Here is an 11825-nt window from a genome sequence, read left to right on the forward strand (position 1 = left end):
CAGCACCCGACAGGGCCACCGTACGGTGGCCCTGTCGTCGTTCCGGGACCCTGTCGTCGTTCCGGGACCCTGTCGTCGTGACGGGAGCCTGTCGGCACGGACGTCCGCGACGCCCGGCACCGCGACGGCGGCAGGTCGTGACCGCAGCAGCGGGGCAGCGCGGTACACCCGACCCGCGGTCCCTGGACGTCAGGCGACGGTGGCCGCGTCCCGCCCCTGCCGGAGCATCGCCTCGATGACGACGGAGGTGCCGCCGCCCTCCCGGCTGCGCCACTCGATCGAGCCCCCCAGCTCGTTGCGGACGAGCGTCGAGACGATCTGCGTCCCGAGTCCGCTGCCGGCGCCCTTGCCCTCGGACAGGCCGGCGCCGTCGTCGACGACCTCGACGCGCAGCACGTTGTCCCGCCGGTCGACGACGATCTCGACCGTCCCCTGCTCGCGCCCCGCGAGCCCGTGCTCGACGGCGTTCGTGACGAGCTCGGTGAGGATGAGGGCCAACGCCGTCGCGTCCTCCGCCGAGACGGCACCGAACGACCCGCGCACCGTGGTCCGCACGTGCGCACCCGCGGTCGCGACGTCGGCGGCGAGGCGCAGGCTCCGGCCGACCAGGTCGTCGAACGGCACGCTCTCGTCGAGCGTCTGGGACAGCGTCTCGTGGACCAGGGCGATCGTGGCGACCCGACGCATCGCCTCCCCCAGTGCCTCCCGGGCCTCGGGCGAGCTCATCCGGCGCGACTGCAGCCGCAGCAGCGCGGCGACCGTCTGCAGGTTGTTCTTGACCCGGTGGTGGATCTCCCGGATCGTCGCGTCCTTGGTGATCAGCTCCCTCTCACGGCGGCGCAGCTCGGAGACGTCCCGGCAGAGCAGGACGGCCCCGGTGCGCTCGCCGCGCTCGGTCAGGGGCACGGCCCGCAGGGACAGCGCCACCCCGCGCGCCTCGACGTCGACGCGCCACGGCGCGCGGCCCATCAGCACCAGCGGCATGGACTCGTCCACGGTCGCGTTCTGCTCGATGAGGTCTGACGTGACCTCGATCAGCGAGCGCCCGACGAGGTCACCGAGCGCCCCCAGCCGGTGGAAGCAGGACAGGGCGTTCGGGCTCGCGTAGAGGACCTCGCCCTCCCCGTTGAGCCGCACCAGCCCGTCGCCCACCCGGGGCGCACCGCGGCGCGGACCCGTGGGGGCGTCGTGAGCGGGGAACTCGCCGCGGGCGATCATCGCGACGAGGTCGTCCGCGGCCTCGACGTAGTTGAGCTCCAGACGCGACGGCGTGCGCGCGCCGCCGAGGTTGGTCTGACGCGCCAGGACAGCGATCGAGCGCCCGCCGCGCACGACCGGCACAGCCTCCTCGCGCACCGCGTAGGAGCCGAACCACCGCGGCTCGCGCGAGCGCTGGGGTGCCTGCTCCTCCAGCGCCCGCCGGAGCTGGGCGACCTGCCCCTCCGGGGGCCGCGACCCGACGATGTCGTCGTAGTGCACGGTCGCGCCCGTCGAGGGCCTGCACTGCGCGACGGCGACGAACTCGCCGTCGACGGTGGGGAGCCAGAGCACGAGGTCGGCGAACGCCAGGTCGGACACGACCTGCCAGTCGCCGACCAGGAGGTGCAGCCACTCGAGGTCGGCGGGGTCGAGCGCACCGTGGCGCGCGACGAGGTCGCTCAGCGTGGACACCCGCCCAGGGTACGCAGCGGCGGCTACGCTCGACGACGGCGGGACCGGCGCACCCGGTCCGCCACGGGCCCGGGCGACCGCCCGCGCCCCAGCCCGACCACCGAGGGGGTCCAGCGGTGCAGCTGCACGTGACGATCGAGTTGCCCACCGACGTGGTCGGCGCGGCCCGGCTTCTCGCGGACCCCGCCTACGTGCACGCCAAGGTGCGCGCCGCCGGCGCCGTGGAGCAGCAGGTGGACGTCACCGGCAGCGCCGACGCCGCCTTCACGGTGACCTCGCGCCGGGCGCTGCCGACCGCCCAGATCCCGCCGCACCTGCGTCCGTTCGTCGGTGACCGGATCGACGTCCGGCAGGTCGAGGCGTGGGAGGCCCCGGCACCCGACGGCTCGCGCTCCGGCACGGTGGTCGTCGAGATCGCCGGCGCACCGGTGCGCGTGACCGGCCGCACGTCGCTCGTGGCCGCCGGACCGGACGCCGCCCGCGTCACGTACGACGGCGAGGTGCGGGCCGCCGTGCCGCTGTTCGCCGCCGCGGTCGAGGAGGCGGCCGCCACGGCCGTGCGCGGCGCGCTCGGCACGGAGGAGACCGTGGCCGCGCGGTGGCTGGCGGGCGCGCACGACGACGCGCCGCAGGGCGGGACCGCACCCCGCTGACCCGTCCCCCGATCGGTGGCCACGGGGAGGTCTCCGAGCCGTAACGATTGGGTAACGTGGACGGCGTGGGAACCGCCCCTGACCTGCGACGACGCTCGCGTGGAACCGCTACCACCCACCGGCTCCCGTCCCGGATCCTTGACACCCGACCATCTCCGGGTCGATTGTGTCCGCAGTGCGTGGGAACGCTCCCGCGAGCAAGAGCTGGGAGCGTGTCCACGCCGGGCCCACGAGCCCAACGAGCTGTGCCTGTCCGGTCGGTGACGTCCGGGCGGGCCGCACGTACCAGATGTACGGCGAGGCAGCCGTCCGACTGACAAGGGAGTCATTGTGCGCAAGACCACACGCAAGGCGTGGGCGCTCGCAGCGGGTGTGACGAGCATTGCGCTCGTCGCCACGGCCTGCTCCTCGAGCAACGACGCAGCCGACGACGAGGGCACCGCGGACGGCGGCGACATCACCCTCACGGTCGCCACGTTCAACGAGTTCGGCTACACCGACGAGATGTTCGACCGCTACGAGGCGGAGAACCCGGGCGTCACCGTCGAGCAGAAGGTCGCCGCCACCTCGAACGAGGCCCGCGAGAACCTCAACACGCGTCTGGCCGCCGGCTCCGGCACCGCCGACATCGAGGCCATCGAGGTCGACTGGCTGCCCGAGCTCATGCAGTACCCGGACTACTTCGAGGACCTGGCCTCCCCCGACGTCGAGGGTCGCTGGCTCGAGTGGAAGGTCAAGCAGGCGACCACGCCCGACGGCAAGCTCATCGGCTACGGCACGGACATCGGCCCGGAGGGCATCGCCTACCGCGCCGACCTCTTCGAGGCTGCGGGCCTGCCGAGCGACCGCGAGTCCGTCGCCGCGCTGTTCGGTGGCGCCGACGCCACGTGGGACGGCTTCTTCGAGGTCGGCAAGCAGTACACCGCCGCCACCGGCAAGCCCTTCTTCGACTCGGCCTCGGCCGTCTACCAGGGCATGGTCAACCAGGAGGAGGCGGCCTACGAGGACCCCGACACCGGTGACGTCATCGCGCTGGAGAACCCGCGCATCAAGGAGATGTACGACCAGGTCACGGCCGCCGCGGTCGACGACAACCTGTCCGCCCACTTCACCCAGTGGAGCGACGACTGGACCAACTCCTTCCAGACGGACGGCTTCGCCGCCATGCTGGCGCCGGGCTGGATGCTCGGTGTCATCGCGGGCAACGCCGCCGGTGTCACCGGCTGGGACATCGCCGACGTCTTCCCCGGCGGCTCCGGCAACTGGGGCGGCTCGTTCCTGACGGTCCCGTCGCAGGGCGCCAACGTCGACGCGGCCAAGGACCTCGCCGCGTGGCTGACCGCCCCGGAGCAGCAGATCGAGGCGTTCCAGAACAAGGGCACGTTCCCGAGCCAGGTCGAGGCGCTCGACTCGGACGAGATCAAGTCCGCCACCAACGAGTTCTTCAACAACGCCCCGGTCGGCGAGATCCTCGCCAACCGTGCGAAGGACGTCGTCGTGCCGTTCAAGGGTCCGCAGTACTTCACGATCCAGGACGCGATCTCGAACGCGATCGTCGAGGTGGACGTCAACGGCGCCGACCGGACCGCGCAGTGGGACACCTACGTCCAGGTCGTCGAGGGCCTCGGCTGACCTGACCTGACCGCACGAGGCCGGGTCGGTGGCGACCGCCACCGGCCCGGCCTCGCCCGCGTCGCCCCTGAGCCTCCGGAGGACCCCCATGGCCACCTCGACCAAGCAGCCGCGCGCTGGGCGCCGGCTGCCCGACTCCCCCCGGCCCCCGCGCCGCGTCGGCTTCAGCCAGACGCTGGGCCGCTGGGACGTCAAGGTCTCGCCGTACCTGTACATCTCGCCGTTCTTCCTGCTGTTCGCCCTCACCGGGCTGTTCCCGCTCGCGTACACCGCCTACGTGTCCGTCTACGACTGGCACCTGCTGGGCGGCCAGGGGGAGTTCGTCGGCTTCGAGAACTTCGCCTTCGTCTTCCAGGAGCCGAACTTCTGGAAGGGCCTGCGCAACACCTTCAGCATCTTCCTGCTGTCGACGATCCCCCAGCTGATGGTGGCCGTCGTCGTGGCGGCCCTGCTCGACGCGAACCTGCGCGCGCGGACCTTCTGGCGCATGGGCGTGCTCGTGCCCTACGTCGTGGCCCCCGTCGCCGTCGCGCTCATCTTCGGCAAGCTCTTCGCCGACCAGTCCGGGCTCGTGAACACCGTGCTCGGCTTCGCGGGCGTCGAGCCGATCAAGTGGCACGGCTCCGTGCTGCCCTCGCACGCCGCGATCGCCAGCATGGTCAACTTCCGCTGGACCGGCTACAACACGCTCATCCTGCTCGCGGCGATGCAGGCCGTGCCGCGCGACCTCTACGAGGCGGCCGTCATCGACGGTGCGAGCCGGCTGCGCCAGTTCTTCTCGATCACGATCCCGCAGATCCGACCCACCATCATCTTCGTGGTCATCACGTCCACGATCGGTGGCCTGCAGATCTTCGACGAGCCGCGGATGTTCGACCAGCTCGGCCAGGGCGGCCCCGGCCGCCAGTGGATGACCGTCACGATGTACATCTACGAGCTCGGGTTCGGCAACCAGAAGAGCTTCGGCCGGGCCGCCGCGGTGGCGTGGGTGCTGTTCCTCATCATCCTGGCCGTCGGCATGCTCAACTTCTGGCTGACCCGACGGATCGCCTCGGAATCGACACCGAAGCAGGCACGGAAGAAGGTCAAGCGATGAGCGCGCCCTCGGTTCCCTACATCCGGCAGACGGCCGGCGCGAGCGCCGCGCGGTACGCCAAGCGCACGCGCGGTTACGGCTCCGAGCGACGCCCGGGCTGGGTCACGTACCTGCTGCTCAGCGCGGCGATCATCGGCTCGATCCTGCCGCTGTACTACGCCTTCCTCCTGGCCAGCTCGGACGCGTCGACCATCGCGCAGAACCCGATCCCGTCGTTGATCCCCCAGGGCAACTTCCTGGAGAACGCCGGCAAGGTCCTCACCGCCGACATCAACTTCTGGAAGGCGCTGACCAACTCGCTTATCGTCGCGATCGCGACGTCGGTGTCGGTGGTGCTGTTCTCCACCCTGGCCGGCTTCTCGTTCGCGAAGCTGCGGTTCCGCGGGCGCAACGGCCTGCTGCTGTTCGTCATCGCCACGACGGCCGTGCCGACGCAGCTCGGCATCGTCCCGCTGTTCATCGTGATGTCGGAGCTGGGCTGGATCGGCAAGCTCGTCGCCGTCATCGTGCCCGGTCTGGTGACCGCGTTCGGCGTGTTCTGGATGACGCAGTACCTCGAGTCCGCACTGCCGTACGAGCTCATCGAGGCGGCCCGTGTGGACGGGGCGTCGATGATCCGCACGTTCTGGAGCATCGCCCTGCCGGCGGCACGTCCGGCGGCCGTCATGCTCGGCCTGTTCGCGTTCGTCGGGTCCTGGACGAACTTCTTCTGGCCGTTCATCGTCCTGGGCTCGACCAACCCGACGCTGCCTGTGGCGCTGCAGCTGCTGCAGGCGTCCTACTTCAAGGACATGTCGTTGATCATGGCCGGCGTCGTGCTGTCCACGATCCCGCTGCTCGTGCTGTTCGTGGTCGCCGGCCGCCAGCTCGTGGCAGGCATCATGGCGGGTGCCGTCAAGGGCTGACCGCTCGACGTCCCCGGCCGGGCCGCCACGCGGCTGCCCGGCCGGGGCCGGACCCGGCCGCCAGGTAACCTCGGGGCGAGCGCTCCCGAAGGACGGCCACATGAACGATGACGCTGCCGCAGTGCAGCCACAGAGGGGATGACCAATGGTGGTCGACAACTTCTCGACCCAGGGCGACCAGCTGCGCCCCGCCGCGCCGACGCTCGAGCAGGTCGCCGAACGTGCCGGGGTCTCACGCTCGACCGCGTCACGCGCCATCAACGGTGGGCTCCGGGTCTCGCCCGAGGCGCTGTCCGCCGTGGAGGCCGCCGTCGCCGACCTCGGGTACACCCCCAACCGGGCCGCGCGTTCCCTCGTCACCCGTCGCACCGACTCCATCGCGCTCGTCGTCCCGGAGCCGGACGAGCGCGTGCTGTCCGACCCCTTCTTCGCCGGCACGCTGAACGGCCTGAGCACGTCGCTCGCCGACTCGGACATCCAGGTGGTCCTGGTGATCGCGCGCCCGGGTGAGAGCGAGCGCACGATCCGCTACCTGCGCAACGGCCACGTCGACGGCGCCATCGTCGTCTCCCACCACCGCGACGACGCGCTGGACCGTGCGCTGCTGGCCTCGCACGTGCCCAACGTCTTCGTCGGCCGCCCGCTGTCGGCGCCGGACGAGGACGTGCAGTACGTCGACACGGACAACACCGAGGGCGGGCGCCTGGCGACCCAGCACCTGATCGACCGGGGCTGCCGGCGCATCGCGACGATCGCCGGTCCGCAGGACATGTCCGCGGGCATCGACCGGCTCGCCGGATGGCGGCAGGCGATGTCGGAGGCCGGTCTCGACCAGGCCGCCGTGGTGCACGGCGACTTCACGATCACCTCGGGCGCCCACGCCGCGCGCGACCTGTTGACGCGCTTCCCCGACGTGGACGGCATCTTCATCGCGTCCGACCTCATGGCCACCGGTGCGCTCGGCGTCCTCGCGGAGCTCGGCCGCGAGGTCCCCGGTGACGTCGCGGTCGTCGGGTACGACAACCTCGGGGTCGCGGCGTCGACCACGCCGCCCCTGACGAGCGTCATCCAGCCCGTCGTGGCGATGGCCCGGGCGGCCGGTGCCCGTCTGCTCGACCAGCTCCACGGCGCACCCGCCGGCGAGCCGCTGATCTTCGCCCCGGAGCTGGTGGTCCGCGCGTCGGCCTGACGCACCCGTGGCAGCAATGCCGACGTTGACCGGCGTGCTGACGGTCCTTGACAGTCCTCTCGTGCCACGCCAGGGTGGTCGCGACGCCGTACGACGATGTACGGCGTCCCCGCCACGACGCCTGTCGAGGTCGAGAGGAGCACCATGCGCCGGAGCACGACGCTCACGACGGGCGACACCCGCCCGGCCAGCCGCCGCGAACGCGCCCGGGAGACCCGCCGCCGCGCGCGCCGACGCACGGCCGCGACCACGACGGCCGTGGTCCTCGCCCTGATCGCGACCATCACGCCGGCTGCTGCCGGGGCGCGGGGCGCCCTCGCCGGTGCTGTGGGCCTACCCGCCCCCGAGCCGTCGGCATCGGCACCGGCAGGCGGTGCAGCGGGCAGTGCGGAGGCGCCGCCGCTCCCCCGCACGGGCGACGCCCGCCCGCAGGCCACGATCGAGGACGAGGAGGCGTGGTGCTCGTACCTGTCGTCGTACTACCTCGCGTTCCCGTCGCCGTGGTCCGCACGCGTCATCAACTGCCGGCACAGCGCCCTGTTCGTCGCCCCCCTGTACTCCGACGGGTCGCGTGGGATGTGCGTCCTGGTGCCCGCACGGCACAGCCGCCACCTGGGCGGCAACATCGCGCGGTGGGTCACCGACATCCGCCTGTGCTGACGGGTGCGGGGCGGCACGGCGTGCCAGGGTGTGGGGCATGGCCGACACCCTCCCCGCACCGACCACGGACCGCATGACCGTTCCCCCCGACCCCGGGTCTGCGCCGCTGGCCACCGCACAGCACCAGCTCGACCGCGCCGTCGAGATCCTCGGCTACGACGCCGGCCTGCACGAGGTCCTCTCGACACCGCGCCGCGAGCTGCGGGTGGCCGTGCCGCTGCGGAGTGACGACGGCGACGTCCGCGTCTTCACCGGGTACCGCGTGCAGCACAACATCTCGCGGGGGCCCGCCAAGGGCGGGCTGCGGTACGCACCGGGCGTGGACATCGACGAGGTGCGCGCCCTCGCCATGTGGATGACGTGGAAGTGCGCGGTCGTCGACGTGCCCTACGGCGGCGCCAAGGGCGGCGTCACGATCGACCCGCACGCGCACTCGGCCGCCGAGCTGGAGCGAGTCACCCGCCGGTACACCAGCGAGATCAGCCCGATGATCGGCCCGGAGCGGGACATCATGGCGCCCGACATCGGCACCGACGAGCGCACGATGGCCTGGGTCATGGACACCTACTCGGTCAACCGGGGGTTCACGATCCCCGCGGTCACCACGGGCAAGCCCCTGGCCGTCGGCGGCTCCCTGGGGCGCCCCACGGCGACCTCGCAGGGCGTGGTGCACACCGCTCGTGCCGCACTGCGCGACGACGGCGTGGACCTGTCGGAGGTTCGGGCCGCGGTGCAGGGCTTCGGCAAGGTCGGGTCGCACGCCGCACGGCTGCTGCACGAGGCGGGCACGCGCGTCGTCGCGGTCAGCGACCAGCACGGGGGCGTGCGGCGCGACGACGGCCTGGACGTCCCCGCCCTGGTCGAGCACGTGGCCCGCACGGGCCGCGTCACGGGCTTCGCCGACGCGGACGCGGTGTCCAACACGGAGCTGCTGGCGCTCGACGTCGACCTGCTCGTCCCCGCCGCGGTCGAGGGTGTCATCGACGCCACGTCGGCCGAACGGGTCAAGGCCCGCTGGGTCGTGGAGGCGGCGAACGGCCCCACGACGACGGAGGGCGACCGGGTGCTGGCCGAGCGCGGCGTGGTGGTGGTGCCCGACATCCTGGCGAACGCCGGCGGCGTCGTGGTCAGCTACTTCGAGTGGGTGCAGGCCAACCAGGCGTACTGGTGGACCGAGGGCGAGATCGCCGAGCGGCTCGAGCACCGCATGCTCGCGAGCCACCAGGCGGTGGCCGCGCTCGCGCGCGCCGAGTCGGTCACGCTGCGCGAGGCCGCGATGACCATCGGGGTGCGGCGGGTGGCCGAGGCGCACCTGATCCGCGGCCTGTACCCCTGACCGACCCTCCCGGCACGGGCAGGCTGGGCGCACGTGCGCCCGGCCGTCCCGGACCGCACGCTCAACTCCGCGGCGCGACCCGGACCAGCTCGGCCGTGCGCCCCTCCGCGGTCCGCAAGGTGACGGCGTCCCCCGCGCGCTCGAGCACGCCGCCGTCACGCAGGACGCCGAGCACCGCCCGCTCGGTCACCGCCGCCTCGGGCGGTCCGGCCATGAGGGTGGCGACCACCGGACCGAACGTCAGCGCGCTCCCCTCGAGCCGCCAGGTCCCGCGCACCCGGTTGACGCCCGCGTAGCCGAACACCACGCCGTCCCCGTCGAAGGTGAGCCACGGCGGACCCTGGAGCCCGTCCGCGAGCGCGTCACCGTCGGCACGCACGACCTGCCACGTGCCGTGCAGCCACAGGTCGGGCGGGGACGAGCCCGCGGGGTCGGCCGTGCCCGGTCGGTCGTGCCCGTCGTCGCGCATGCCTGATCATCGCACCCTGCTCGATCACGGCACCCTGCTGGACCACCGCGGTCCCCCGCCACCGGCCCGGGCGTGCGGGTCAGGCCCGGGGCAGCCGCTCCACCCAGTCCGTCAGCGCGACCCGCGGTCCGGTGTAGAACGGGACCTCCTCACGCACGTGGAGCCGCGCCTGCGTCGCGCGCAGGTCCCGCATGAGGTCGACGATCCTGTCGAGCCGGGGTGCCTCGAAGGCCAGCAGCCACTCGTAGTCGCCGAGCGCGAACGACGAGACGGTGTTGGCCCGCACGTCGGCGTAGTCGCGAGCGGCGGCCCCGTGCTCGTGCAGCATGCGGCGCCGCTCCTCGTCGGGCAGGACGTACCACTCGTACGACCGGACGAACGGGTAGACGCACAGGTAGTCGCCGGCGGGCTCGCCCGCCAGGAAGGCCGGCACGTGCGCCCGGTTGAACTCGGCCGGGCGGTGCAGGCCCACGACCGACCACACGGGCGTCAGGTGCGCACCCAACGCGCTCGCGCGCAGCCGGTGGTACGCCCCCTGCACCTGCTCGACGGTCTCGGCGTGCCACCAGACCATGAGGTCGGCATCGGCCCGGAGCCCTGCCACGTCGTACCAGCCGCGCACCACCAGACCCTCGTCCGCGGCGACGGCGCGCTCGGCGTCGGCCACGACGTCGGCCCGCGCGGCGGCGTCGGCGGGCACAGGTCCGTCGGCGGCGAACACCGACCACATCGTGTAGCGGATGGTCGAGTTGAGGACGTCGGGGTCAGCGGGCGTGGTCACGAGGGCTCCGTCGGATCGGCGGTGGGCAGCGGGCTGGGCAGGCGGGGACGGTCAGGACCAGGGGTCGGTCGAGCACGCGGCCGGGCGGCCGGAGTCGACGCCGGCGCGCATCCGGCAGCACCCGGGCGCGCACACCGAGCGGAACGGCGGCAGGTCGCCGGCGGTCGCCTGCTCCGGGCGCGGGAGCCCGGCGTCGTCGGCGCGGGCGATCGCGGCGCGCTCGAGCAGCAGGTCGACCAGGCCGCGCACGAAGGGCTCGCGGACGCCGACGGAGTCGGCGCGCACGGCGCTCATGCCGAGCTCGCGAGCCGTCGCGAGCGCCTCCGTGTCCAGGTCGAACGCGACCTCCATGTGGTCGGAGACGAACCCGATCGGCGCCAGCACGACCGACGTCGTCCCCGCGGCCGACAGGGCCGCCAGGTGGTCGTTGACGTCCGGCTCGAGCCACGGCTGGCTGGGCGGCCCGGAGCGCGAGCAGTACGCCAGGTCCCACTCCACCGGGCGGCCGAGCCGCCGCGACGCGTCGGCCGCCACGGTGCGCGCCACGTCGAGGTGCTGCTCCCGGTAGGACGCGCCGGCGACGACGGAGGCCTCCTCCATGGTGTCCGGGATCGAGTGCGTGACGAACACCAGGCGCGGCCACGCGGTCCCCGGGTCGACGCCCTCGTACGCCTCGACGACCGCGTCGACGTTGGCCTGGACGAAGCCCGGGTGGTTGAAGTACGAGCGCACCTTGTCGACCACGAGCGGGTGCTCCCCGGCGGGCGCACCGGCACGCGTGGCGACGTCGTCGAGCGACGTCCAGAGGTTCTCGCGGTACTGCCGGCAGCCGGAGTACGAGGAGTAGGCCGACGTCACGAGGGCCACCACGCGGCGGGCGCCGCCCGACAGTGCCTCGGCGAGCGCGTCGCTCGTGTAGGGCTCCCAGTTGCGGTTGCCCCACACCACCGGCACGTCCAGACCCCGACGCCGCAGCTCGTCCTGGAGGGCGGCCCGCAGCGCCAGGTTCTGCTCGTTGATGGGGCTGCGCCCACCGAAGTGGTGGTAGTGCTCCGCGACCTCGGCCAGCCGGTCGTCGGGGATGTTCTTGCCGGCGGTCACGTTGCGCAGGAACGGCAGCACGTCGTCGGGGCCGTTCGGACCGCCGAAGGAGGACAGGAGGACGGCGTCGTAGGGCGCCAGCCCGGCCGTCTCGGCCGTCGGCGCAGCGGGCAGGTCGCTGGTGGGGGGCGTCACGGGAGGCACCGTCCGATCATCGCACCGTGGAACCGCCGCGCCCCGCGGGCGGCGTCCGCCCTGCGCGTGATCTTGTCGGGACACGGTGTCACCTCGTCGCACGCGCGCGGCGACCGGGACTGACACCGACGTGCCCGCCACCCGGTCGGGTGGCTCCGCGTGCGACAGCCGGGCGTGCGCTCTACGGTCGTCCTGGC

General features: G+C 72.9%; 11 protein-coding genes. 7 read left to right on the top strand and 4 right to left on the bottom strand.

Annotated features, from left to right (window positions below):
* Window positions 1-189 precede the first annotated feature (189 nt).
* Complete coding sequence (locus KG103_RS12080; RefSeq protein ID WP_207340920.1) at window positions 190-1671, bottom strand: sensor histidine kinase; 1482 nt, start codon at window positions 1669-1671, stop codon at window positions 190-192.
* Between the two features lie 128 nt (window positions 1672-1799).
* Here KG103_RS12080 and KG103_RS12085 point away from each other — a divergent pair, with 128 nt between their 5' ends.
* From KG103_RS12085 to KG103_RS12115, 7 genes are all read left to right on the top strand, one after another.
* Window positions 1800-2324, top strand: coding sequence for a DUF2505 domain-containing protein (locus KG103_RS12085; RefSeq protein WP_249670574.1), 525 nt, complete (start codon window positions 1800-1802; stop codon window positions 2322-2324).
* 330 nt (window positions 2325-2654) lie between these two features.
* Window positions 2655-3956, top strand: coding sequence for an ABC transporter substrate-binding protein (locus KG103_RS12090; RefSeq protein ID WP_207340918.1), 1302 nt, complete (start codon window positions 2655-2657; stop codon window positions 3954-3956).
* A gap of 88 nt (window positions 3957-4044) precedes the next feature.
* Window positions 4045-5052 carry a carbohydrate ABC transporter permease gene (locus KG103_RS12095; protein WP_207340917.1) on the top strand — a complete coding sequence of 336 codons (1008 nt, stop codon included), beginning with the start codon at window positions 4045-4047 and terminating at the stop codon, window positions 5050-5052.
* Complete coding sequence (locus tag KG103_RS12100; protein WP_207340916.1) at window positions 5049-5957, top strand: carbohydrate ABC transporter permease; 909 nt, start codon at window positions 5049-5051, stop codon at window positions 5955-5957. The genes KG103_RS12095 and KG103_RS12100 overlap by 4 nt, the downstream gene beginning before the upstream one ends.
* A gap of 145 nt (window positions 5958-6102) precedes the next feature.
* Complete coding sequence (locus tag KG103_RS12105) at window positions 6103-7146, top strand: LacI family DNA-binding transcriptional regulator (RefSeq protein WP_207340915.1); 1044 nt, start codon at window positions 6103-6105, stop codon at window positions 7144-7146.
* 144 nt (window positions 7147-7290) lie between these two features.
* Window positions 7291-7806: a hypothetical protein gene (locus KG103_RS12110; RefSeq protein ID WP_207340914.1), complete on the top strand. Its 516-nt coding sequence runs from the start codon at window positions 7291-7293 to the stop codon at window positions 7804-7806.
* Window positions 7807-7843: 37 nt separating this feature from the next.
* Entirely contained in the window at window positions 7844-9142 is a 1299-nt protein-coding gene (locus KG103_RS12115) for a Glu/Leu/Phe/Val family dehydrogenase (RefSeq protein WP_372434896.1), read from the top strand.
* Window positions 9143-9203: 61 nt separating this feature from the next.
* Here the strand turns inward: KG103_RS12115 and KG103_RS12120 are convergent, their stop codons facing one another.
* The 3 genes from KG103_RS12120 to KG103_RS12130 all read right to left on the bottom strand — a co-directional run bounded on the left by KG103_RS12120 (window position 9204) and on the right by KG103_RS12130 (window position 11628).
* Complete coding sequence (locus KG103_RS12120; protein WP_207340913.1) at window positions 9204-9611, bottom strand: META domain-containing protein; 408 nt, start codon at window positions 9609-9611, stop codon at window positions 9204-9206.
* A 79-nt stretch (window positions 9612-9690) separates the two neighbouring features.
* A complete protein-coding gene (gene hemQ / locus KG103_RS12125; RefSeq protein WP_207379066.1) occupies window positions 9691-10392 on the bottom strand; it encodes a hydrogen peroxide-dependent heme synthase in 702 nt (233 codons plus the stop codon).
* Between the two features lie 51 nt (window positions 10393-10443).
* Window positions 10444-11628: a ferrochelatase gene (locus KG103_RS12130; RefSeq protein WP_249670575.1), complete on the bottom strand. Its 1185-nt coding sequence runs from the start codon at window positions 11626-11628 to the stop codon at window positions 10444-10446.
* Between the last annotated feature and the right edge of the window lie 197 nt (window positions 11629-11825).

Origin of the sequence: Cellulomonas wangleii, from assembly GCF_018388445.1 — a bacterium.
Taxonomy (GTDB): domain Bacteria; phylum Actinomycetota; class Actinomycetes; order Actinomycetales; family Cellulomonadaceae; genus Cellulomonas; species Cellulomonas wangleii.